This window comes from Paenibacillus sp. JGP012 (genome assembly GCF_014203995.1).
Classification (GTDB): domain Bacteria; phylum Bacillota; class Bacilli; order Paenibacillales; family Paenibacillaceae; genus Paenibacillus; species Paenibacillus silvae.
In genome coordinates, this window is the sequence record NZ_JACHKG010000011.1 from 57,953 (window position 1) to 82,392 (window position 24,440).

Below are 24,440 nucleotides of genomic sequence, written 5' to 3' on the forward strand. Positions count from 1 at the left end.
TACACGTGCAATTGCAGCTTGGATGGAAGCGCCGCATAGCGATACTTTGCGCGGGCTTGACACTCATTTTTACAATGCTCGCACTAAGACTTGGGTGGGTTCAGATGGTGCAGGTGAACCGGGTGATGCCAGGATATCAACGAACGCTCCGTGAGATGTCTGTTCTGCAGCGTGAACGAGGTGTAATGCTTGATTCGGGCCGAGGGCAGTTTACGGATCATCATGGACGTTTATTAACCGGCAGACTTGAATGGGGGCTTGTTTTTTTTCAAGGAAAGCACAAATTGGACTCGAATTCGAAGGCGGACAAGCATAAGAGGCAGTTCAAGCTTGAACAACTGGCGTCAATACTAAATAGCCGGACAGATTTGCTCAAAGCGGAGTGGCAGCAGGAGCAGACGCCTCATTTCTGGACTGGAGGCGGGACAGAGCCCATTCGGCTAAATGAAATGCAGCGGGAACGCATACATGAGCTGCAGATCGATGGAATTGATGTCTATCCGGTTATGGTGAGGTACCCTCACAAAGCAAGCGGCAGTCAATGGTTGGGATACTTGAATGAACAACCAGCCATCTCCGGGCGGTCAGACAGCCACCAGGATGAGGTGAAGCAGCCATATGCAATGAAATCTGGAGCTGCCGGGCTGGAGAGAACACTGGAGCCTTTATTAAGGGGGATCGGTCCGACTTTGGTATCGCGGATGGTAGGGGGAAATGGACAGGTTATTTCGGAGATGCAGCCACGAGTTATCGCACCTGCAAATAAACACTATCCTTTAATGGTGGAAACGACAATCGATGCCGGGATACAGCAAGCCATTGAGGACCTTACGCAATCTTTCGGGATGCAGGAAGGCGCGGTCGTTGTGCTGGATGCGACTAATGCAGATGTACGTGCCATGGTGTCACGCCCTTTTTACGATCCGCAGCATGTGGACCCTGAGAAATCCTCCTCCTGGGGAAATCGAGCTATCCAGGCAGCGGTGCCAGGCTCTATTTTCAAAATTGTGACTGCAGCTGCCGCACTGGAGAATCGGGTCGTTTCCCGGAATGAGCCGTTCCACTGTGAAGGCAATTACGGAAAATATGGTCTTTCCTGCTGGAAGCAGCATGGACATGGGGAACTGAATCTGGAGCAGGGCTTTGCAGAGTCCTGCAACATTGTTTTTGCTGAAACGGCCCGCAGACTGCAAATGGAGCAGTTGGAACAGACAGCGGAGCGTCTGGGTCTTACACGTGCTGTGGGCTGGCAGGAGCAACATATTGCGGGCATGCCTGTGTTAAAACATTTTGATCACGAAGAGCCAGGGCGTATTCGAACAGATGCTCTCAAGTCTGACGGATGAAGGAGCCAGAATTCAGACAGCCATTGGACAGCGGGATGTTCTGGTTACTCCATTGCAGGCAGCAAACCTGGTGGTGACACTGCTGCATGAGGGTCAAGTGACTGCTCCCCGACTTGTACAGCGGATCCGGTATGCGGACGGAGGCACAATGCTGGAGATGCCATTACATGTATCTCCATCTGCAGCGGGAAAAATATCTCCGGCTACCGCACATCAATTAGTAAGCTGGATGCATACCGTTGTCCGTGAAGGCACAGGAAAATCCCTGCAGTATGCAAGATGGCATGTTGCAGGGAAGTCAGGTACGGCTCAGGTGATGCAGAAGGGTACACCTAAAAACCATCAATGGTTTATAGGATATGGCCCCATTGAAGAGCCTAAATATGCTGTGGCTGTGCTCGTACAGAACGTCTCTCCAAGCAGCTCTCATCAGGCCACAGCTTTATTCGGGAAGGTAATGGACTACCTGGCAAGCCCGAAGTGAGCTGTTTTGTCCTGAACTACAGTTTACTCTTCACCAGTCTTTCTGGAAGAACCGGGGGCAGGCGAGTCCATCACAAGAGGTGAGGAGTCGAATTCGTCCTGCGGCAGATGAATCCATTTTTGCAGGTAACCTTGCTGAAGCAGTTCTTTTAATAGAATCAGAAGCACAGGAGAAAGTACAACCCCTGCCAGTCCAAAGATCGAGAGAGAAATCAGCATAAAGGAAAGCATCAAATAAGCAGAAGAGACGCCAATCGAATTGCCCGAAATTTTAGGTTCAAGCAATTGACGAGTCAGCATCGTTACGGCCAGAATGACAATCAGACCGATGGCAAGCACGCTGTCTCCCACAATAAGTAAATAAATAATCCATGGAATGAATATGACAGGCACGCCGAGCAGCGGTACCAGATCAAAGATGGCACAGACGGCTGCGATTGTAAAAGCGTTGGAAGTTCCCAGGATCAGCAGTCCTGCATATATCAATACGAAAGTAATAAGCATCATAATGATCTGTGCTTTAATGTAGGAACGAATGGTCTTGAACACATGGGTGCGCATAAAATCGTTAGCCGTTTTTAATGTCTTTGGCATTTTGGCACGAGCGAACTTACGCCAGGATTCAATCTCGATGCTGAGAAAAAAGGCGAGAATGATCGCAATCCCGAAGTTGGTTATAAAGGAAGAGAATGAGCTGAGAAAACCGATGATAAACTGTGCCCCGCTGGTAACCCATTTGGACAAAAAACCGGACAGGGTAGCGAAGTATTCATTGATTTTATCCAATATGCCTTCGGGGAGGGCATCTGACTTGTCCTGTATAAGCAGTACCAGATTAGTGAATTCACGCTGAATTAACTCAACATATCCCGGGAAGTTGACCTGAAGATCGGAAATTTGCGAGACGATGAAGAAACCAACGCCAAAGAAGCCGGCAGTGATCAGCCCGAGAAATAACAAGAGAGAGATGGTTGTGCCCAGCACTTTGGGCAGCCCTTTGCGATGCAGAAAACGGGCTAATGGTTCAATCATCCAGAATACAATAAATGAAAGGAAAACGGGCGCAGCGATGTGATACAATTTACTAAAAATGAACATGATAACGTACACGGTTAGCACGAGCAGAGCGATATCAAAAACGGTACGCCCGTATTTTTTATACAACGGCAGCATGGACATAGACTCCTTTGCAGGTAAAAATTAGATTGTATTTATTGTACATGATAGCGGTGTTTTGGGGAAACAGCATTTAAGTTATTTGATTATTATGATAAAATTAAAGGCGGTTTATTTTAGATAGTGCCTATGAGCCGTAAATAAGCAGGAGAAGTGGGGAATCAACATCATGACAACGATGCTTCAGAGTATTTTACTGTGGTTATTGTATCTGTCCTCTTTTTACGCTTTTATTCCAAGTCTGATTAGCAGACTTTTTGGTTTTCGTGTATTTAGAAGGGGAAATAGCGATACAGCCTATGCTTTAACATTTGATGACGGACCAGATCCGCAATATACACCTCGTTTGCTTGATATGCTGCGAGAGCATGACGTCAAGGCCACCTTTTTTGTTGTGGGAGAGCATGCGGAGAGTCACCCGGATTTGATCAGACGTATACATGCAGAAGGCCATCTCCTCGGGATTCATAATTATATTCATAAAACCAACTGGTTGATGCGTCCGCGAACAGTCAGGGATCAGATCGAACGAACGGGTCAGATTATTGAAGAGATTACAGGTGAGAAAACCTGCTATTATCGTCCGCCATGGGGCATTATGAACCTGTTTGATTTTTTCAGCAAAAAGGATCGTAAAATCATTCTGTGGTCCGCGATGTTTGAGGACTGGAAATCCAGCGTAGGTGCAGAGCAGCTGACGAAACGCATGCTTCGGAAGTTAAAGAGCGGAGAGGTATTCCTGCTGCATGATCGGGGCACAACCCTGGGAGCAGATGCAGAAGCGCCAGAGCAGATGCTTGAAGCGCTGGCAACCGTGCTTCAGGAAGCGAAGCGCCGTGGATTAACCAGTGTTCGAGTGGATACGCTGATGTATGGTGACCGAGCAGCTGCCCATGTGAGTCAAAACGAAACCCATATCAACCTGAAGCTGTGGAAACGTGTTGTGGTTGCTTTATGGTTAGGTTGGGAGAGGCTGTTTCACTGGGTATACCATCTGAGAACGGCTTCCCCGGAAGATCCAATGCTGCATTTCCGTTCCAGGGTATACCACGGTGCAAGGGTAGAGATGGGGCAAGGATACGTTATGCAGAACGGAGATCCGATGATTGAACTGCATTTTGATAATCAGAAATTATATGAGCTGGGAGTAACCTCACGTTCAAGCATGCATCTGGCGATTCGTATGATTCGTACCATGGAACAGCAGCTGCCTGACCTGGCTGAGCTTGTTGCGGCCGATCCTAAGCTGCGTTCAGCCAAAGCCATCTATGGTGTGAGTATGATTAATCGTGGACCCGAGAAGTTTGGATTTACGATTCAGGAACTGCCTCCAGGGCCATTCAGCATGGCCTCCAGGTTATATCTGAAGCTGCTGCTTAGTGTTATTCATCCGGCAGGCACAGAGCGTCTGAAGCAGCGTACAGATCAATTGGTGCCTAAAATGATTGTTATGCCGGTGGAGGAACTGATGAGGCGCTACGGACAGCACCATAAACTTGCTGCTGCTTCGACTGAGGATAGGCGAGACGAGTCCATTCTGCTCGAAAATGAAATTTTGCCAGAACGAAACTAAACAACGAACTGAAATGAAATGGAATCATACGAGAATTTTCAGAATATAGGCCATGGACTTATTATGCAATGATAAAAAGGATGCGCTCGGCCAGTGTGGCAGAGCGCATCCTTTATTTATTTCAAGTTATATTTAGTGCTTGTATGATTGCAGATTAAATTTTCAATACGCCGCCATTGCTTGCGTTGGTTACAAGCTTGGAGTAGCGGGCCAGATAGCCGGTTTTGACTTTTGGCTCGAAGCCTTTCCAATTGGCGCGGCGACGTTCGAATTCCTCATCGCTGATGTGCAGCTCGATGATTCGATTGTTCAGATCCAGCTCGATAATATCTCCTTCTTCAACAAAGGCAATCGGACCGCCTTCCGCAGCTTCAGGAGAGATATGTCCGATACTGATACCGCGGGATGCGCCGGAGAAACGTCCATCGGTGATCAGACCTACTTTAGCACCGAGGCCCATACCTACGATCTGAGAAGTCGGAGCGAGCATTTCAGGCATACCTGGACCGCCTTTTGGCCCTTCATAACGAATGACGACGACATGTCCTTCTTTTACTTTGCCGTTAGCAATGCCTTCAAGTGCTTGCTCCTGGGAGTCAAAGCAAATTGCAGGACCTTTGTGGTATCCGCCAACGGAAGGATCAACCGCACCCACCTTGATGATCGCGCCTTGTGGTGCAAGGTTACCGAACAATACAGCCAGACCGCCTTTTTCGGAGTGAGGATTGTCCAGTTTGTGGATTACGTTGGTGTCTTTGATCTCCTGACCTTCCACGTTCTCGCGGATGGTTTTACCTGTAACCGTAATACAGTCTGCGTGAATTGCACCTGGTTTCTTGAGCAACTCGTTCAGCACTGCGCTTACGCCACCTGCATTATGAACGTCCTCGATATGCAGGTCGGAAGCAGGAGCAAGCTTTGCCAGATGCGGAACACGGTTAGCGACTTCATTGATCCGCTCGATTGGATATTCGATGCCAGCTTCATGAGCAAGAGCCAGCGTGTGCAGTACAGTATTCGTAGAACCGCCCATCGCCATATCCAGCGCAAACGCATTGTCGATCGCTTCTACCGTTACGATATCACGTGGTTTCAGATCCAGCTTGATCAATTCCATTAATTGCTTAGCGGATTGTTTAACAAACTCACGGCGCTCTGGAGCAACAGCCAGAATTGTTCCGTTACCCGGCATAGCCAGGCCCATCGCTTCTGCGAGGCAGTTCATGGAGTTAGCAGTAAACATACCGGAGCAGGAGCCGCAAGTCGGGCATCCAAATTGCTCAAGCTCAAGCAAGCTTTTATCATCAATTTTACCCGCCTGGAATGCACCTACGCCTTCGAATACGGACGTGAGGGAGAGGGCTTTACCGTTGCTGTCACGGCCTGCCTTCATCGGGCCACCACTTACAAATACGGTAGGGATGTTGCAGCGCAGTGCGCCCATCATCATACCAGGAGTGATTTTGTCACAGTTCGGGATACAAACCATGCCGTCGAACCAGTGTGCAGACACAACCGTTTCCACTGAATCCGCGATGATGTCACGGCTTGGCAGGGAGTAACGCATACCGATGTGGCCCATCGCAATCCCGTCATCTACCCCGATGGTGTTGAACTCAAACGGAACGCCGCCGGCTTCACGAATGGCATCTTTAACAATTTTACCGAATTCCTGCAGGTGCACGTGACCAGGGACAATATCAATGTAAGAGTTACATACCGCAATAAACGGCTTGCCGAAATCCTCTTCTTTAACGCCCGCTGCACGGAGCAAACTCCGGTGTGGTGCGCGGTCAAAACCTTTTTTGATCATATCGGATCGCATCTTATTGGCTGACATGGTGTATTCCCCCCAAATATATAATATTGAGCAGCATGAATGGAAAAATAAATGGCAGTGCATCTGTCGTTTAATTTCATCCGTACTCTAAAAAACAGACCGGTTATTCCGGTTAGAGGCTTTCCGTAGTTTGTGCATTCTCTGTTGCTTTAAACCCGTGAACACCCGGTTTTTCTATAGAGTCTATCACAACCCTCGTCATATTTCTACAATCAATAGACAATAGAAAAGAAGCCAGATTCCATTTTCATGGGTTTGGCTTCTGAAATGGTGGGGAAAGTGATGTTTATTTTAAAAGCAACCCTCTTCAAGGTAAAGTCAGCTGCTTCCGCCTTTACGACCGATTTCACGATAGAATTCTGTATTGTGGTTCTCGGAAGTCGCTTCGCCACCCTTGCGACCGATTTCCTTATAGAAATCTGCATCATGAGCATCGGAGGTGGCTTCACCACCTTTTTTCCCAATCATCTGGTAGAAGCTTCGGTCATGGTTTCTTGAAGTGGCTCTGCCGCCAAGCCGTCCGGCTTCCTCTCTGCTCATCTTGCGATCTGATGTATGCCCTCGTGCCATTACAAATCACTCCTTATGATTATAAGTTGTTTTTTGCAGTGTGTATCCTGAATTACCACATCATTTCCAGCCTGAAACAAAAAGGATGGGTTTTTATGGATATTAGGGCTTTGGTCCGAGTTAGAAGTAAGAGAATCTCAGGGTATCAGGCTGAACGTTTGAAAGCACCAGGCCGATGCAAGGAAATTCGCGTAATGTCCGGTTCAATCAGTGCCTTGAAGGTACGGCGCACAAGCGGATGAGCCAGCGTAATGGCAAACAGCACAGCAGCGACAAGGATGATTGGAACAAACAGCGCACTTCCCATATAACTGTAGATTCCTGACCAGATCGCCAGCCGTACAAGGAAGCCGTGCAGCAGGAAAACGTATAGAGTACGCTTGCCCAGATCGGTTATTTTGGAAGTCAGATTAGGCACCCAGGCCAGGAAAAGCAATGCGGAGACAATCTCCAGCAAATACACCCCGAGACGAAGCACTCCGGCATACCATTCATGATGACCCAGTTCGGCAAACGTTTTGCTCCCAAGCAGCCAGCCCGCTGAGATATTCAAGCCGCCGCAAGCGATGTAGATCAGCATGGCAGCAGAGAGAACAGCAGCTGCTCTCCGGCCCCAGCCTGGAACAAGGTATGAGCGAATCACGGCACCGTAATCGTAGCCAAGCACAAAAAATGGCAGGAAAACAAGGGTGCGGCTAAAGCTTAGCCAGAATCCGTCAACAGGCATATAACCGACAATAACCCCTAGAGCAATGGAGGCGATTAATCGTTGATGCGGCTTCCAGTTCATCGTCAACCAAACGAGCAGTCTCCAGCAGAAATGACTGGCGAGGAACCATAACAGCAGATAAGGTGCAAAAAAGGAAAGCCGCATATGGGGCGTATGGAACACAGTTGCATCCATCAGGGCGTAAAGCGTTTGAAACAGAACATATTGAATGGCGATCTGTTTCAGCACATTGCGTGCGGCAGTCCCTCGAATGGAGGATCTGGCGAAGTACCCTGTAACCCAGACAAAAAGCGGCATATGGAAGGTATAGATCCACATAAACAAAGCCTCTGCCCCTGCGAAGCGTGTAATGAGCGGCTCCAGTGCGTTCGCAGCCAGTACGCAGACGATGAGCATGAAGCGAAGATTGTAAAAGAAAGATTCCTGATCATTCTGAATCAGTATCCGGTTTCTCATGATGCTGCCCCCTATTAAAACCTCATTCAAAAGTTATATATCTGTATCAAGGGTAATATGAATTCAACGGAATAATTGTGATTTAATTCACATTAGTAAGCGTTATCTTTTCTCAAACATGTGACAACAAAAAGAAGGCTTCGGGATTGACAACGATTGCGTGCGGCATGACAATGGAGGAAGAAGATGAGGTAGTCAATATTAAGGAGGAAGGCAACATGTCAACGAGTCCCTTTCCAAGCCCTGATATTATTACATTCGGGGAAAGTATGGGGTTGCTGACGGCCAGAGATACGAGAGGGCTTGAATATGCAGCTACACTGGACAAGACATTTGGAGGAGCAGAGAGCAATCTGGCCATTGGCGTAGCACGACTTGGACATACCAGCGGCTGGTTTGGACGTCTCGGTAAGGATCCGATTGGAAACATGATTCTGAAAGCCATTCGCGGCGAAGGCGTGGATGTCTCCCGAGCGAAATTAAGTGATCAGGAGCCTACTGGGCTAATGATTCGTGAGAACGCTTCCGGGAAAGCCTCGGTGCATTATTATAGGAAGTTATCTGCAGCAAGTGCAATAACGCCGGATGATCTGGACCCTGAATATATCGCCGGTGCGAAGATTTTGCATGTCACAGGTATAACTGCAGCCATTAGCGAATCGGGACTCGCCACGGTTGAAGCCGCTATACATATCGCCAGGCAGGCAGGTGTGAAGGTGAGCTTTGATCCGAACCTGCGCCTCAAGCTGTGGTCAGCGGATCAGGCTCGCCCTGTACTGCTGCGTTTGGCTGAGCAGGCTGACTACTTTTTACCGGGTCTGGATGAGATGAAACTTTTATATAACGAAGATAGTGACCAGAAGGTGCTTGAACGATTGGCAGCCATGGACGCCGTGTGCATCGTTAAAGGTGGCCCTGATTTGACCTATGTACTCGCGGATGGTACCCTAACGGAAGTTCCGTACTTCAAAGCAGATCAGGTTCTCGACACCGTAGGCGCCGGGGACGGATTCTGTGCTGGCTTCCTGGCTGGTTTGTTGAAAGGATACACCCCGCAGGAAGCGACTCGACTTGGTAATCTGACCGGTTCGATGGTTATACAGGCAGTTGGTGACTGGGAAGCACTTCCGACCTGGGCACAGGTCGAGGCCAGGCTGAATAACGTTGCTCACGTCGAGCGTTAAGTTCCGTTAAAATCAGGATGACTCATCTTCGTTTTCCAAATGTAAAGTTTGTATTCACAACCACCACATTGACAAGGGAGAGAATGAAATGAAGAAGCTTCAACTGCTGCAAAAAATGACGGACAATGGTGTGGTGGCGGTTCTGCGCGCAGATTCTGCTGACCAGGTCATTGCGATGGCCGAGCAGGCCATTGCGGGCGGCATCAAGGTTATCGAAATTACGATGACCGTTCCAGGTGCGCTTAAAGCGATCGAAAAGCTGAGCCGTGTATATCACTGGAATACGCAGGACCCGGAGAAATTTGCAATTATCGGAGCAGGAACCGTGCTTGAGGCGCAAACGGCAAGAGCGGCGATTATGTCAGGTGCCGAGTTTGTTGTCGGGCCTTCTCTTAACCCTGAAACCGTGCAAATATGTAATCTGTATCGTGTGCCTATTCTGCCAGGTGTCATGACGATCGCTGATGTGCAGCGTGCGCTTGAGCTTGGCGTGGATATTATCAAGCTGTTCCCTGGAAATCTGTACGATCCGTCCATCATTAAAACAATGAAAGGCCCTATGCCGCAGGCTAATTTTATGCCGACAGGCGGGGTGTCCCTGTCCAATCTGGGTGAATGGATCAAGGGTGGAGCAGTAGCTGTTGGAATCGGTTCTGACCTGACATCAGAGGCTGTGAAAACAGGAGATTTGAGTCATGTTCGCCGCAAAGCGGAACAATATATGGAAGCTTATCGTAAAGCCAAGGCTGAATAGAATGTCAACATGGAAGGGAGCCTGCGGCAAGCAGGCTCCCGCTTCCATAAGTTGCGGCAGTTGCGGAAGCACAGAAAGGTGATTGATATTGAGAAATCGTTATAATACCGGGCGCAAGAAGAGGGGCATTGGCAAGTTTCTGCTCGTACTTCTGGCGCTCATTGTTATTGGATGTGGATATGTGGCATGGAAGCTGTTCACGCCTTATGGACCTCAGGAGGCAGCTCAAGCGGCGATGGAAACATCCGGCGGGGTGACGGTCAGTGAGCAGGAGAACTGGATTGATTTCAAGCCTGATAAGCCAGCTGGCAAAAGTGTGCTGTTCTATCCTGGCGGTCTAGTTAAACCGGAAAGTTATGCCCCTCTTGCTCATGAGCTTGCAGCGGCTGGACATCATACAATTATTGCTAAAATGCCGGTTAATCTGGCTGTGATCAAGCCGAATCTGGCGGACGATATTTTGGCTGCATATCCGGATGAGCAGTTTGTTATGGGCGGCCACTCTCTGGGTGGATCTATGGCTTCACGGTATATAGCGGCACATCCCGAAGCGCTAAAAGGCATCTTTTTTCTCGCATCCTATCCAGATGAAAAAGGAAGTGTACAGAAGCTGGATATTCCTGCATTGTCCATTCTCGGCACCAACGATGGGGTCGTTAATATGAGCAAGTATCAGAACGGACGTATGTACTTGCCGCCAGATACGGTGTATTACACGATTGAAGGCGGGAACCATTCCCAGTTTGGTGACTATGGTCATCAGAAGGGGGACGGTGAGCCGACAGTCAGCGCAGAGGATCAGCTAAAGCAGACGGTCAAAACAGTGCTGTCCTGGTTAAATACCATTAAGTAGTCACATTCGCAGTGGAGGTGATCCCAAGTGGCTGTGCTGAAGATTCAGGGGAAAAGTGTTGCCTGTAAGGCCATTTTATTTGATAAAGATGGAACTTTGCTGGATTTTCTGCAATTATGGGGCCCGTGGGCTGAAATTATGCTCTCACAGCTGCAGGTCTGGATGCAGGAACACGGGGCCTCCTTCACCGTAGAGCTGGAGCATGTGCTGGGTACTCTTCACGATTCACAAGGTCGCATTAATGGATACGATGTACAGGGACCGCTGGCGATTGCAACGGTAGATGAGTGTAACGGATGGCTTGCCGGTCAGCTCTATGCTGCCGGGACACCCTGGAATGAAGCGATTACGATAATTCGCGGGTTTTCCAGTGCAGCAATGAAATCTGTGCGGGAGCGAAAATCTGCTGAACCGTTGCCTGGCCTGCTTGACTTGCTGCGGCGCTGCAAGGATGCTGAGCTTTCACTTGCAGTGGTCACATCGGACAGTACAGCCGCGGCTGAAACACATCTGGAGTGGATGGGGATTCATTCTTTTTTCACTTCCATCGTCGGCTGTGACCGGGTAACGCGCGGCAAACCTGATGCTGAATCGTTCCTGCTGGCTTGCCGGGAGTTATCCGTCGAGGCACATGAGGCTGTAGTCATTGGAGACAGCAACGGTGATATGCAGATGGGGCGCCATGCGGGAGCAGCCTTTACGCTGGGATATTGTCCTCAGCTGGATCAGAGTTCCTATCTGCATGAGGCAGATGCCGTCATTCGTCACTATGATGAACTGGGCATCGGGTTAAAGGAGGAGAGAGAATGAACGCGACAGAGCAGCTGGCTGCCTGGATTAAGGAAAGTTCGCGCATTGTTTTTTTTGGAGGAGCCGGTACGTCTACGGAAAGCGGTATTCCCGACTTCCGCTCGGCTGCGGGATTATATCAGACAGAGCAGCACTCTCCTTATCCGCCAGAAGAACTATTGAGTCGCCATTTTTTTGATCAGCATGCGGATATTTTTTATGACTTCTACCGAGGAAAAATGCTTCATCCTGATGCGGAGCCTAATGGCTGCCATCGTTTGCTTGCAAGACTGGAGCAGGAGGGAAAGCTGCACGCTGTCGTTACACAGAATATCGATGGTCTTCATCAAAAGGCAGGCAGCAGCAACGTGCTTGAGCTTCACGGCTCGGTTCATCGCAATGCCTGCATGGACTGCAAGCAGTTCCATTCCTTGCAATACGTTATAGATTCGAAAGACATCGTCCCTCGCTGTGCTTCTTGCGGAGGGGTAGTCAAACCGGATGTGGTGCTCTATGAAGAAGAACTGGATCAGGCAACGCTGTATCATTCCATTGATGCCTTGTCATCAGCTGATCTGCTGCTCGTAGGTGGAACCTCACTGACGGTATACCCGGCAGCTCAGTTGATTACGTATTTTCAAGGGAAACATACCGTGCTGCTCAACGCAACACCAACTGCGTATGACCACCGGGCAGATGTATTGATCACCGAGCCGATCGGAGAGGTCATGCAGGAAGTGGATAGGCTCCTGGGTTAATTCCTTGGTTAATTCTGTGGAAAGAAGGGATTCATGATGGTCTATGTAGCTGCTGAAGCGCGTTATGAAACGATGAAGTATAACCGTGTTGGACGTTCGGGGCTCAAGCTGCCAGCAATTTCACTTGGACTGTGGCATAATTTTGGCGGGATAAACAGTTTGGAAAATGGGCGCAGCATGGTTACCCGTGCGTTTGATCTCGGTATTACCCATTTTGATCTGGCCAATAATTATGGTCCACCCCCAGGTTCCGCAGAGCAGCTGTTTGGGCAGGTGCTTGCTCAGGATCTGAAGCCTTATCGTGACGAACTGATTATATCCACCAAAGCGGGATATCATATGTGGCCGGGGCCTTATGGCGAGTGGGGATCTCGCAAATATCTGATCTCCAGTCTGAATCAGAGCTTGAACCGAATGGGGCTGGATTATGTTGATATCTTCTATTCCCACCGCTATGATCCGGACACACCGCTGGAAGAAACCATGATGGCACTCGACCAGATTGTGCGCTCCGGCAAAGCACTTTATGTGGGTATCTCCAATTACCCTGCAGAGCAAACGAAACAGGCTGCCGAAATTTTGAAAAGCCTGGGTACACCGCTCCTGATTCATCAGCCAAGATATTCCATGTTGGATCGCTGGATTGAAGACGGGCTTCAGGACGTGCTGGATGAGTACGGTGCAGGCAGCATTGCATTCTGCCCGCTGGAGCAGGGAGTGCTCACGAACAAATACCTGAATGGCATTCCTGAGAATTCACGTGCCAAGGGTCCTTCCGTATTTCTGAATGAAAACAACATATCGCCAGAAACACTTCGCAAGGTACGTGCACTGAATCAGATGGCTGCAGCACGCGGTCAAAGTCTGGCCCAGTTTGCACTGGCATGGGTACTGCGCAATGGACGAGTGACGTCTGCACTGATTGGCGCAAGTCGCCCTTCCCAGATTGAAGAGAATGTAGCTGCGCTGAGCCAGCTTGAGTTCTCCTCCGAGGAACTGGAGCGAATTGAATCCATTCTTCATCCCGAGCCTGCGAACAAAAACAAGGAATAACATCCGACTCTTTGCCACGGGCAAGCATCACAAATAAATCATGCCCCAAAAGTGCATCTTAGCCATAAAGGCTGAGGTGCACTTTTTTTATTTCGACGGTTGGTTTGATTTCACATATTCATGAGAGGTGTGAGGCCCTTTGACTTTATCAGCAACCTCTACTCCCTTTTTTAGCGCAGTGGAGGAGTTTTCCCTTTTGCTGCTTTTAACGGACGCGTGAGAAGTTTCTCCCGATAAAGGCTTGGCGCTTCTCCGTGGAAGCGTTTGAACTGTTTCGAGAAATACAATGCGTCCGGCATGCCCACCGAGGCGGATACCTGCTCAATGGATAGATCGGGACGCTCGCGCAGCAGCTGACGCGACTTGTCAATCCGCAGCTTCAGCAAATAGGTGACCGGGGTGAGGCCGGTCTCCTGCTTGAAAATACGGGAAAGATAAGCCCGGTTATATCCTAAACTTGCAGACATTTGCTCGATGGACACAGGGTAAGCGTACTGAGTAGACATATATTGAATCATCTGTTTGACCGTTCGCCGGATGGAGGATTCACCTGCAGTCAACGTGGGCCCCTCGGACAGGTGATTCTGGGCTTCGGCCAAAATCATGTATAACGTGCCAAGGGAAGTGAAGTGGGCGCTCTCTTGACGCTCGGCAAAAGCATCCTGCATGACCGCCAGCCAGTTCGAGATATCACAGGAGGTTCCGGCATGAAAAACAGACTTTTCCGGGCGGAAGCCAGCTTCTTCCGCATGCTGGGCTGCCTGACTGCCAGTAAAGGCTATCCAGCGATATTGCCATGGATTACGGGGATGTGATTGATAGCTGACCAGTTGGCCCGGATGTATAAGAAAACAGTCACCTGCGTAGAGATCGTAGGTGTGCAGCTCGGTACGAAACGTACCGTCTCCCTTTTCTACATAATGCAACAGATAATAATCATACAGCTTCGGCCCGAGCGCATGTCCGGGCAGCGTCTGACTGGCTCCGGCAAACAGGACATGCAGAGCCCCCTCGTCATAATAGACCGGATTGGATGCAACCGAATAACTGAGCGCGCCACTTTTGCCGGAGGTGGATTCCTGTATGGAGCGGGGAGTGGATACCTCTGCAGTGTTAGGAGATGTTTCTGCCGAATTTGTGTTTGAGTCCTTCATAGCTGTTCCTTCTTTCCTACGTTTCCTTGTTCACTTATTACCATCATTATAAGATGAAAGGTCACATTTATCCATATGAATCACACATGGTTTCATTTCAAGTGAGATCGCTGCCTTGTATAATAACATTAAGAAAACCACAACAAAGAGGCGAGGTGCATCAGCTTTGAAGGCAACTGAATTGCAACAAAAGTTTATTGAGAGGTACGGAGAAAGTGGAGCGGACATCCGTGTATTTCATGCCCCTGGACGTGTGAATCTGATCGGTGAGCATATCGACTACAACGGTGGTTATGTACTTCCGGCCGCGCTTGAATTCGGAACGACCTTGCTCATTCGCGAACGTACGGATCACAAGCTGAATCTGGCTTCCACGAACATGACTTACGAGGGAACACTGGACACTGTCTCCATCGGTCAGGAGAAAACGGGAGAATGGACAGATTATCCGGTTGGCGTCATGGTAGAGCTGGAAGGCAAAGGCGTGAAGGTGACCAAAGGATATGATTTTCTGTACCACGGCGAGATTCCGAACGGGGCGGGACTTTCCTCGTCTGCATCTCTGGAGGTGCTCACCGGTTATGCGGTTCAGGCGATGGAAGGGGTATCGGAGATCGATACAGTTGAGCTTGCGCTTTTGTCCCAGAAAGCAGAAAATGAGTTTGTTGGTGTCAACTGCGGCATCATGGATCAGTTTGCTGTAGCGAATGGAGCTAAGGATCATGCCATCTTGCTGATGTGCGATACGCTGGAATACGAGAAGGTTCCTTTCCGTACCGGTGCGTACAAGCTGATCATTGGCAACACAAACAAACGCCGCGGTCTGGTCGATTCGGCTTATAATGAGCGGCGCTCTCAATGCGAGCAGGCACTTGCCATTTTGAAGGAACAGCTGCCTGCACTGAATTACCTGGCTCAATTAAAGCCGGAGCAATTCGTAACTTTACAGGATCAGATCAAGGATGAGAAAGTCAGACAGCGTGCCGAGCACGTTGTAGAAGAGAATGCACGGGTGCTTGCTTCTGTTGAAGCGCTGCGAAACAATGATCTGGAAGCGTTCGGCCAGTTGATGAATGCTTCTCATGATTCGCTGCGTGATCTGTATGAAGTCAGCTGCACTGAGCTGGATGTTATGGTAGAAGAAGCTCGGCGTATTCCGGGCACATTAGGTGCGCGCATGACAGGTGCAGGCTTTGGCGGATGTACAGTATCTCTGGTGCATGAAAATGATGTTGAACGCTTTGTGAGTGAAGTGGGTGCAGCGTATGAGGCGCGTACCGGTCTCCAAGGTGATTTCTACGTATGTGGTGTAGGCGAAGGCGTTAACGAACTCAAGGAGGCGAAGTAAAATGGCAATTTTGGTGACAGGTGGAGCAGGATATATTGGTTCTCATACAGTGGCAGCGTTGCTTGAGCGCGGCGAAGAGGTTGTTGTACTGGATAACTTGCAGACAGGACATCGCGAGGCGCTGCTTGGTGGCAAGCTGTATGAAGGGGACCTGCGTGACAAGGAGATTTTGACAAAGCTGTTTGCGGAAAATTCAATTGATGCCGTCATTCACTTTGCTGCGAACTCACTGGTCGGCGAGAGCATGAAAGAGCCAGCGAAATACTATGACAACAACGTATTCGGTACATTGTGCTTGCTGGAAGCGATGAATGCAGCGAACGTACGCCGCATCGTCTTCTCATCTACAGCAGCAACCTACGGTGAGCCTGAGAAGGTGCCAATCGAAGAAAGCGACCGTACTGAACCAACCAACGTATATGGTGAAACCAAACTGATGATGGAGCGCATGATGTCCTGGTTCGATAAAGTACAGGATATCAAATACGTGTCTCTGCGTTACTTCAATGCAGCCGGAGCACATGAAAGCGGCAAAATTGGTGAAGATCACCAGCCGGAAAGCCACCTGATTCCACTCGTATTGCAAACAGCGCTGAAGCAGCGTTCACATATTGCCGTATTCGGTGATGACTACGCAACAGAAGATGGCACATGTATCCGTGACTACATCCATGTCAGCGATCTGGCTGATGCTCATCTGCGTGCCGTAGATTACTTGCGCAAGGGTGAGAGCAGCAACGTGTTTAATCTGGGTAACGGAACAGGCTTCTCGGTAAAACAAGTGATTGAAACAGCGAAAAAGGTAACAGGTCTCGACATCCCGGTTGTTCAGGAACCACGTCGTGCGGGCGACCCGGCTGTATTGGTGGCTTCTTCTGCCAAAGCAAGATCGGTTCTGGGCTGGAATCCAAAATGGACCAACCTTGAAGATGTCATTCAAAGTGCCTGGAACTGGCATCAATCACGTCCAGAAGGCTACGGAAAAAACTAGGAGGCGAACATCTTATGTCACAGACTCAACCTGGAGCAGAAGCCACAGAGCGTACACCCGAGCAGCAGGAAGCACTGCATGCCATTGAGCGTCTGGTCGCATTTGCCTTACAGAAAAAACTGATTGAGGAAGCAGACTATGATTATAGTCGCAATCTGCTGATGGAGCAGTTCGGATTCTCCGAGCCGTATGCTGGTGAACTGGATACAACGATACCTGACGGGCCACAATCCATGCTGGATACGTTGATTGATTACGGGTATACCATTGGGCTCATTCCCGAGAACAGCGACACATTCCGTGACTTGCTGGATGCGAAAATTATGGGTCACCTGATGGCGCGTCCATCGGAGGTCGTACGTGCTTTCCGCCACACGGAGCAGACTGAAGGCATCGAGGCGGCAACATCGCAATTTTACGACTTGTCTATTAACTCCAACTATATTCGGATGGACCGCGTTTCAAAGAATGTGTATTGGACGCAGGACACCGCTTATGGCGAGATGGAGATCACGATCAATCTGTCCAAGCCGGAGAAAAGTCCGAAGGAAATTGCCATGGCCAAGCTGCTTCCACCGCCGGTATATCCAAAGTGCCAGCTGTGCCGTGAAAATGTAGGTTATGCGGGTCGGGTCAATCATCCGGCTCGCCAGAATCTGCGCGTCATTCCATTGCAGCTGAACAATGAGAAGTGGTTGTTCCAATACTCGCCGTACGTGTACTACAATGAGCACTGCATTATTTTCCATCATGATCATGTGCCGATGAAGCTGACGAAGGATACCCTGCGCAGACTGCTTGCTTTTGTTCAGGAATATCCGCATTACTTTATCGGGTCTAACGCCGATCTGCCAATCGTGGGCGGTTCCATCCTGACACATGACCACTTCCAGGGCGGACGTCATACATTTGCGATTCAAAACGCACAGCCAGAGGCAGTCTTCCGTCACGCGGATGCACCAGGGCTGACACTTAGCCTTGTCAAATGGCCGATGTCCGTGATGCGTCTGCATTCACATGATCCTGCGGAACTGCTGGAAGCGGGTAATGCTGTTTATGAAGCATGGAAAGTGTACAGCGACTCCGCAGTAGAGATCGAAGCATTCAGCGAAGTAGACGGGGAGAAAGTGCCTCATAATACGGTAACACCAATCGTTCGCCGCAGTGCGGATGGTGGTTATGAGATGGATCTCGTTTTGCGTAACAACCGTACAAATGATGAGCATCCGGAAGGCATTTTCCACCCGCACCGCGAGATGCATCATCTGAAAAAAGAAAACATCGGTCTGATTGAAGTCATGGGACTTGCTATTCTACCGGGACGTCTGAAGCAAGAGCTGGACGGCATTGCCGATATTCTGGCAGGCAATACCGAGCTTGCAGCAGCTGCCCAGGCAGCAGATCACGAGTTGAACAAACATTTGCCGTGGACAGAAGAGTTGAAACAGAGCCACGGCTCCAGCTTGACAAAGGAAGAAGCAATTTCACTTGTGCAGCAGCAGGTGGGCCTGAAATTTTCTGAAATTCTGGAGCACGCAGGTGTGTACAAACATGATGAGGCTGGACGGCAGGCCTTCCGCCGCTTCGTAAGCAGCATGGGGTATACAGAGTAAGAAGGCAGCAAAAGCAATTGCGTTAAAGGCACAAACATATCAAAAGGCATTCGTTCGACGATGAACGCGTGCCTTTTTTGGTATGAATCAAAGTGTGAATGTTTCATGATTATGTATAATGGAGGGAGCATCCAAGCAGAGTCCAGTGTGCAACCAAATACATATTGAAATGGGGACGAGTTCATGGAAAAAAGTCCGCTTCATATTCCGTTCATTTCCGATGCAAAGGAACTTAAAAGTATGGTAGGCGAATCAAGTGAGCGTGTGCGCCACAAAGTGATTCCGTATGTAGATTCCCATGTGCAGCAGTTTATAGCGATGTCACCTTTGTTTTTTTTGTCAACCTCGGATCGTGATGGGAAAAGTGATGTATCTCCGCGTGGAGACAGCCCCGGCTTTGTTCATGTACTGGACCCTTATAGACTGGTTTACCCGGAACGACCCGGCAATCGCCGGATTGATTCCTTGTTAAACATTTTATCAGACCCGGGTGTGGGAATGCTGTTTGTGATACCAGGATTAAATGAGGTGCTTCGTATCAACGGAACAGCAAAAATTACAAAGGACGAAGAGTTCATTACAAGCATGAACTGGAGCGGTAAAACGATTGGAGCAGCGGTCATTGTGGAGGTCGAGGAATGTTTTATGCATTGTCCAAGGGCCTTTGATCAGGCTGGGCTATGGGATACGGCGACATGGGCAAAGTCTGAACATCTGCCGTCCATGAGTGAAATGATTCGTGCCCATCTGCAGATCAACGGATTGAACTAAAGTGAGTGGCTATGGATTTGTTTTTCTATAAACAGGGTACTATAATTGAGGTTGCACTAAAAACTTAACTCCATTGGAGGCGATTATAGATCATGAGATCTTTTCAATTTTATAACCCGACTCGTCTGATCTTCGGTAAAGGACAGCTTGAAGCGCTGAAAACTGAAGTGCCGAAATACGGCAAACGGGTTCTGCTTGTATATGGCGGTGGAAGCATTAAACGCAGTGGACTGTATGATCAGGTGCTTGGCTTGCTCAAGGAAATCGGAGCAGAGGTCACTGAACTTGCAGGTGTAGAGCCTAACCCTCGTCTATCAACTGTGCACAAAGGTGTAGACCTCTGCAGAACAAACGATATTGAGCTGATTTTGGCGGTTGGCGGAGGCAGCGTGCTTGACTGTGCCAAAGCGATTGCTGTTGGTGCGAAGTACGATGGAGACATGTGGGACTTTGCGCAGCGTAAGGCTGTTGCACAGGACGCTCTACCACTCGGCACTGTGCTGACAATGGCAGCTACGGGTTCGGAGATGAACTCGGGCTCTGTTATTACGAATCAGGAAACACAAGAGAAGCTGGGCTGGGGCAGTGCCTATTCTTTCCCTGCGTTCTCCATTCTCGATCCAGTGAATACATACACGGTACCGAAGGATCAAACGGTATACGGTATGGTGGATATGATGTCTCACGTCCTGGAGCATTACTTCCATCTGGACCCGAACTCACCGGTTCAACTTGGCTTCTGCGAAACGATTCTGCGTACAGTAATGGAAGCGGCCCCTCGTCTGGTTGAAGATCTGGAGAACTACGAGCTGCGTGAAACCATTCTATATTGCGGCACGATGGCACTGAATGGTGTGCTGAACATGGGACTTGCAGGAGACTGGGCTACCCATAATATTGAGCACGCAGTATCTGCCGTTTATGATATTCCACATGGTGGGGGACTTGCTATCTTGTTCCCGCACTGGATGAGACATAATATTGATGTGAAGGTGGAGCGTTTCAAACGTCTCGCGATCAATGTATTTGATGTGAATCCTGAGGGCAAATCGGATAGACAGATTGCCGAAGAAGGCATTGATGCACTCAGCCAATTCTGGACGTCGATTGGGGCTCCAAACCGTCTGGCGGATTATGATATTGATGACAGTCAGATCGAAGTTATGGCGGATAAAGCAATGCTGTTTGGACCGTTCGGCAACTTCAAAAAACTGCAGCGTGAAGATGTGGTATCCATTTACAAGGCTTCCTTGTAATTAAGATATACGAAGACCAAGCGAAAATTGACATCAAAGCATATGCAGGATTATCTATCAGAACGCAAGTCTCTACTGGGCTTGCGTTTTTTGCTATGCTGTGAATTCGCGTATTCGAGTGAACTGGAGCATTCGTGAAGATTGTGATGGTAATCCCCATTAGCGGCTTCTGAATACATCTAAGGAAAGATTTTGAAACATTTTCCCTGAATGTACGTATTTATTTACATGTGGAATGCACAGTTTGGAGAATTTGCAGCAGAGAGAGGAGGAAGAGGGGATGGAAGCACTTTATTGGGGATGTCTTATCGGAGGCGCTGTTTTTGCCATAGTGAGCCTGGTGCTGGGTGACTTGATTGACGGCTTGCTGGATGGGGCCTTCGAAATGCCTGGTGTTGATTTTTTTAAACCTGTTGTACTGGCAGGGTCCATTACTGCTTTTGGTGGAGCGGGCATCCTGCTGACACGGTACAGCTCGCTCAGTGTGATGTCAAGTCTGATCTTATCCCTGCTGATCGGTATTGCTGCAGCCATGCTGGTATTCTTCGCATATATCAAGCCGATGCGTAACAGTGACGTTTCAATTGCTTTTTCGATGAAAGAATTGGCGGGCAAGATCGGAGAGATTACAATTCCGATACCGGCAAACGGATTCGGTGAAGTCATGATTCGTTTTGCATCCGGAAGTACGATTCAGACGGCATCCAGCTTCGAGCAGCTTCCCATTGCGGCGGGAGCGCGAGTGGTTGTTATTGATGTGGTGGATGGCGTGCTGAGGGTATCCGAGTGGGATGATGATGTACTTAAAGAAATGTGAGGTAGTGAGTGATCCGATTACGGGGCAAGGCTCACAATGCAGGAAGTCATTTTAAATACTTACGAGATAAGGGGAGAGATGTGAATGACAGCTAATCTGGATTGGGATGTGTTATTGATTCCTGTTGTGGTTATAGGGGTTATTTTGATTCTGGGTCTGGCCTTCTGGGCAAGATACAAGACGGTTGGACCGGATGAAGCGATGATTGTGACAGGTTCATTCCTGGGCAGCAAAAATATATCCGAGGATGATTCCGGGCGCAAAATTAAAATTGTTCGCGGCGGCGGTGCGTTTATTCTTCCTGTATTCCAGCAGTCTGAATTTATCTCATTGCTTTCGCACAAGCTCGACGTCTCCACACCTGAAGTGTACACAGAACAGGGTGTTCCGGTTATTGCTGACGGGGTGGCGATCATCAAGGTTGGAAGCGCTGTAGAGGACGTTGCAACGGCGGCAGAGCAGTTTATCGGCAAACCGGTGGACTCTCTTAGAGGCGAAGCGCAGGAAGTGCTGGAGGGCCATTTGCGGGCCATTCTCGGTACGATGACGGTAGAAGAAGTGTATCGTAACCGGGACCGTTTCGCTCAAGAGGTACAGGGCGTGGCAGCTCGGGATTTAAAAAAGATGGGTCTGCAGATCGTTTCCTTTACAATCAAGGATGTTCGTGACAAACAAGGATACCTCGATGCGCTTGGTAAACCAAGAATCGCAGCCGTGAAGCGTGATGCCGAGATTGCCGAAGCAGAAGCGATGCGTGATGCACGGATTCAGAAGGCAAATGCGGAAGAGCAGGGACAAAAAGCCGAGTTGCTTCGTGATACCAACATCGCAGAGGCAGCCAAGGAGAAAGAACTGAAAGTAGCGGCATTTAAACGGGATCAGGATACCGCCAAAGCGGAAGCTGACCAGGCTTATCACATTCAGGAAGCTCGTGCCAGACAGACGGTTGTTGAAGAGCAGATGAAGGTTGAACTCGTACGTAAAGAGCGTGAGATTGACTTGCAAGAGAAGGAAATTACCGTTCGTGAGAAGCAATATGATGCCGAAGTGAAAAAGAAAGCCGAAGCGGATCGTTACGCGGTGGAGCAGGCTGCGGAAGCGGACAAAGCAAAACGCATGCGCGAAGCCGATGCGGTACAATACTCGATCGAAACCCAGGCCAAAGCAACAGCCGAGCAAAAGCGGCTTGAAGGTCAGGCGATTGCGGATGCAGAGCGCGCCAAAGGTACAGCGGATGCAGAGGTTATTCGTCTTCGCGGTCTTGCCGAAGCGGAAGCGAAAGAGAAGCTGGCGGAGGCGTTCCAGAAGTTTGGCGAAGCAGCAGTACTCGATATCATTGTCAAAATGCTGCCTGAGCTGGCTGGTAAAATTGCTGAGCCGATCTCATCCATTGATAAGCTGACGGTGGTAGATACAGGCAAAGGTGAAGGGGCTGCGCGTGTCAGCAATTATGTAACCGAACTGATGGCTACAGCACCCGAAATGTTGAAAAGTGTGTCAGGCATCGACGTAGAGCAGCTGATTAAAGGTTTGACGAAAACAAAAGCAGCTGTACCCACGGCTGTGCAATCGAGTGAGCCTGTGAAGGCGACCTCACCAGTTATCGAGAGCCTTGTGGAAAGAAGCGAGAACTAGGAGCAGCATTACAAGGCTTGTCTATTGACCTTAAGGCGAATTTTTGTTACTTTTTAAGCGAGACGTCCGGCGCGGTTTGCCCGCTCCGGTCGTTTTTTTGTCTGTAACAAGATGTGTGCGGCACATCCAAGATGGTGTGAAAAAAGAGGTGCAAAAATGAGCAGCCTGCATGTAAATAAAGCGCTAAATAATAATGTAATTATTGCACAGCATCCCGAGCATGGTGAAGTCGTGGTCATCGGCAAAGGCATCGGCTTTAATCGGAAGCCGAGTGATGACATTCCGCTGACGGCTGTGGAGAAAATGTTTATTTTGAAAAACCAGCAGGAGCAGGAGCAGTACAAGCAGCTTCTACCACAGGTAGATGAAGCGTTGATCGAGATTATTAATGAAGTCATAACGTATATTGCAGAGCGTACGGATGTTCCGCTTAATGAACATATTCATATTGCCTTAACGGATCATATTTCTTTTGCCTTGAAGCGAAAAGAGCAGGGCATCGTCATTCAGAACCCTTTCCTATACGAAACACGGGAGATATATCCCGATGAATATCGGATGGGAGAGTATGCGATTCGTTTGATCAAGGAAAAAATGGGTGTGGACCTGGGCCAGGATGAGATCGGGTTTGTGGCTTTGCATATCTATAGTGCGATGACAAACCAGAATATCTCTCAGGTGAGGGAGCATTCGCAGTTAATTACGGATCTGGTGAATCTGGTTGCCGATCAGCTGGATTATTCTTTTGAAACGCAATCATTGGATTATTCCCGTCTGTTAACACATCTGCGGTTTGCTTTTGAGCGTATACGCCGCGGAGATAAGGTGGAGGAGCTTCACAAGCTGGATTCGCTATTAAAATTGGAGTATCCCGAAATGTACTCGCTTGCATGGAAGCTGACCAAAGTGATGGAAAAACGACTCAAGCTGCCTGTTTATCCGGCAGAGGTTGGATACTTAACTATACATCTGCAGCGACTGAACCAGCGGAAAGACGAAGAAAATCAGTAAAGTATGCTCTGAAATAACAAAGGAATAACGTTTTTTTCTGTAAAGGCTTGCACTGCGTGCAAAGTGATGCTACAATGGTGACCGTAATCAAGCAACTGAATAAACATAAGCGACGTGTTACTGACTCGATCAGGCATGAGTTAATTTGAGTGTGATTGTTCTACCTTTTTAAGGGTATGCTATACCCCAAGGTAGGCACAGTTCACTTTTATTAGTTCATGCCTTTTTTTGTGTTCCCTTGCTTGCATCACGACATACAGATTTAGACGAAAGGAAGAA

At 48.9% G+C, this 24,440-nt stretch carries 21 protein-coding genes and 1 pseudogene; 17 read left to right on the forward strand and 5 right to left on the reverse strand.

Going from position 1 to position 24,440, the window contains the following annotated elements:
- The first annotated feature begins 5 nt into the window (after positions 1-5).
- Positions 6-1,346 carry a penicillin-binding transpeptidase domain-containing protein gene (locus tag HNR77_RS15100; protein WP_311768630.1) on the forward strand — a complete coding sequence of 447 codons (1,341 nt, stop codon included), beginning with the start codon at positions 6-8 and terminating at the stop codon, positions 1,344-1,346.
- Positions 1,291-1,830, forward strand: a complete 540-nt coding sequence (locus HNR77_RS30650) for a penicillin-binding transpeptidase domain-containing protein (RefSeq protein ID WP_311768631.1) — start codon at positions 1,291-1,293, stop codon at positions 1,828-1,830. Before HNR77_RS15100 ends, HNR77_RS30650 begins: the two co-directional genes overlap by 56 nt.
- A 23-nt stretch (positions 1,831-1,853) precedes the next feature.
- Here the strand turns inward: HNR77_RS30650 and HNR77_RS15105 are convergent, their stop codons facing one another.
- The gene (locus tag HNR77_RS15105; protein ID WP_184185765.1) at positions 1,854-3,002 is read right to left on the reverse strand and encodes an AI-2E family transporter; all 1,149 of its coding nucleotides are present in this window, start codon (positions 3,000-3,002) and stop codon (positions 1,854-1,856) included.
- A 172-nt stretch (positions 3,003-3,174) separates the two neighbouring features.
- Here HNR77_RS15105 and HNR77_RS15110 point away from each other — a divergent pair, with 172 nt between their 5' ends.
- Positions 3,175-4,578: a polysaccharide deacetylase family protein gene (locus HNR77_RS15110; RefSeq protein WP_184185768.1), complete on the forward strand. Its 1,404-nt coding sequence runs from the start codon at positions 3,175-3,177 to the stop codon at positions 4,576-4,578.
- A gap of 154 nt (positions 4,579-4,732) precedes the next feature.
- Here the strand turns inward: HNR77_RS15110 and ilvD are convergent, their stop codons facing one another.
- The 3 genes and pseudogenes from ilvD to HNR77_RS15125 all read right to left on the reverse strand — a co-directional run bounded on the left by ilvD (position 4,733) and on the right by HNR77_RS15125 (position 8,174).
- A complete protein-coding gene (ilvD, locus tag HNR77_RS15115; RefSeq protein ID WP_184185771.1) occupies positions 4,733-6,418 on the reverse strand; it encodes a dihydroxy-acid dehydratase in 1,686 nt (561 codons plus the stop codon).
- A gap of 321 nt (positions 6,419-6,739) precedes the next feature.
- A pseudogene (locus HNR77_RS15120) lies at positions 6,740-6,988 on the reverse strand (KGG domain-containing protein); the annotation flags it as partial.
- A gap of 145 nt (positions 6,989-7,133) precedes the next feature.
- Entirely contained in the window at positions 7,134-8,174 is a 1,041-nt protein-coding gene (locus tag HNR77_RS15125; protein WP_184185774.1) for an acyltransferase family protein, read from the reverse strand.
- Positions 8,175-8,392: 218 nt separating this feature from the next.
- Here HNR77_RS15125 and HNR77_RS15130 point away from each other — a divergent pair, with 218 nt between their 5' ends.
- The 6 genes from HNR77_RS15130 to mgrA all read left to right on the forward strand — a co-directional run bounded on the left by HNR77_RS15130 (position 8,393) and on the right by mgrA (position 13,565).
- The gene (locus tag HNR77_RS15130) at positions 8,393-9,358 is read left to right on the forward strand and encodes a sugar kinase (protein ID WP_184186057.1); all 966 of its coding nucleotides are present in this window, start codon (positions 8,393-8,395) and stop codon (positions 9,356-9,358) included.
- 88 nt (positions 9,359-9,446) lie between these two features.
- Complete coding sequence (locus HNR77_RS15135; RefSeq protein WP_184185777.1) at positions 9,447-10,112, forward strand: bifunctional 2-keto-4-hydroxyglutarate aldolase/2-keto-3-deoxy-6-phosphogluconate aldolase; 666 nt, start codon at positions 9,447-9,449, stop codon at positions 10,110-10,112.
- Between the two features lie 88 nt (positions 10,113-10,200).
- Complete coding sequence (locus tag HNR77_RS15140) at positions 10,201-10,965, forward strand: alpha/beta fold hydrolase (RefSeq protein WP_184185780.1); 765 nt, start codon at positions 10,201-10,203, stop codon at positions 10,963-10,965.
- Between the two features lie 27 nt (positions 10,966-10,992).
- Positions 10,993-11,775 (forward strand): HAD family hydrolase, encoded by a 783-nt coding sequence (locus HNR77_RS15145; RefSeq protein WP_184185783.1) that lies wholly within the window; start codon positions 10,993-10,995, stop codon positions 11,773-11,775.
- Positions 11,772-12,512: an NAD-dependent protein deacylase gene (locus HNR77_RS15150; RefSeq protein WP_184185786.1), complete on the forward strand. Its 741-nt coding sequence runs from the start codon at positions 11,772-11,774 to the stop codon at positions 12,510-12,512. The genes HNR77_RS15145 and HNR77_RS15150 overlap by 4 nt, the downstream gene beginning before the upstream one ends.
- Positions 12,513-12,548: 36 nt before the next feature.
- Complete coding sequence (gene mgrA, locus HNR77_RS15155) at positions 12,549-13,565, forward strand: L-glyceraldehyde 3-phosphate reductase (RefSeq protein ID WP_184186060.1); 1,017 nt, start codon at positions 12,549-12,551, stop codon at positions 13,563-13,565.
- Positions 13,566-13,735: 170 nt separating this feature from the next.
- Here mgrA and HNR77_RS15160 read toward each other — a convergent pair whose 3' ends face one another.
- A complete protein-coding gene (locus HNR77_RS15160; protein ID WP_260410583.1) occupies positions 13,736-14,719 on the reverse strand; it encodes an AraC family transcriptional regulator in 984 nt (327 codons plus the stop codon).
- 166 nt (positions 14,720-14,885) lie between these two features.
- On the opposite strand from HNR77_RS15160, the gene HNR77_RS15165 reads away from it, so the two are divergent.
- The 8 genes from HNR77_RS15165 to glcT all read left to right on the forward strand — a co-directional run bounded on the left by HNR77_RS15165 (position 14,886) and on the right by glcT (position 24,161).
- On the forward strand, positions 14,886-16,067 hold the full coding sequence (locus tag HNR77_RS15165) for a galactokinase (protein WP_184185789.1): 1,182 nt from the start codon (positions 14,886-14,888) through the stop codon (positions 16,065-16,067).
- Position 16,068: 1 nt separating this feature from the next.
- Entirely contained in the window at positions 16,069-17,058 is a 990-nt protein-coding gene (galE, locus tag HNR77_RS15170; RefSeq protein ID WP_110896284.1) for a UDP-glucose 4-epimerase GalE, read from the forward strand.
- Between the two features lie 14 nt (positions 17,059-17,072).
- Positions 17,073-18,671 (forward strand): UDP-glucose--hexose-1-phosphate uridylyltransferase, encoded by a 1,599-nt coding sequence (locus HNR77_RS15175; protein ID WP_184185792.1) that lies wholly within the window; start codon positions 17,073-17,075, stop codon positions 18,669-18,671.
- 183 nt (positions 18,672-18,854) lie between these two features.
- On the forward strand, positions 18,855-19,442 hold the full coding sequence (locus tag HNR77_RS15180; RefSeq protein WP_184185795.1) for an MSMEG_1061 family FMN-dependent PPOX-type flavoprotein: 588 nt from the start codon (positions 18,855-18,857) through the stop codon (positions 19,440-19,442).
- 92 nt (positions 19,443-19,534) lie between these two features.
- On the forward strand, positions 19,535-20,698 hold the full coding sequence (locus tag HNR77_RS15185) for an iron-containing alcohol dehydrogenase (protein WP_184185798.1): 1,164 nt from the start codon (positions 19,535-19,537) through the stop codon (positions 20,696-20,698).
- A gap of 280 nt (positions 20,699-20,978) precedes the next feature.
- Positions 20,979-21,515, forward strand: a complete 537-nt coding sequence (locus HNR77_RS15190) for an NfeD family membrane protein (RefSeq protein WP_184185801.1) — start codon at positions 20,979-20,981, stop codon at positions 21,513-21,515.
- Between the two features lie 84 nt (positions 21,516-21,599).
- The gene (locus tag HNR77_RS15195; RefSeq protein ID WP_184185804.1) at positions 21,600-23,150 is read left to right on the forward strand and encodes a flotillin lipid rafts scaffold protein FloT; all 1,551 of its coding nucleotides are present in this window, start codon (positions 21,600-21,602) and stop codon (positions 23,148-23,150) included.
- Positions 23,151-23,306: 156 nt separating this feature from the next.
- Positions 23,307-24,161: a glucose PTS transporter transcription antiterminator GlcT gene (glcT, locus tag HNR77_RS15200; protein WP_184185807.1), complete on the forward strand. Its 855-nt coding sequence runs from the start codon at positions 23,307-23,309 to the stop codon at positions 24,159-24,161.
- The last annotated feature ends 279 nt before the right edge of the window (positions 24,162-24,440 follow it).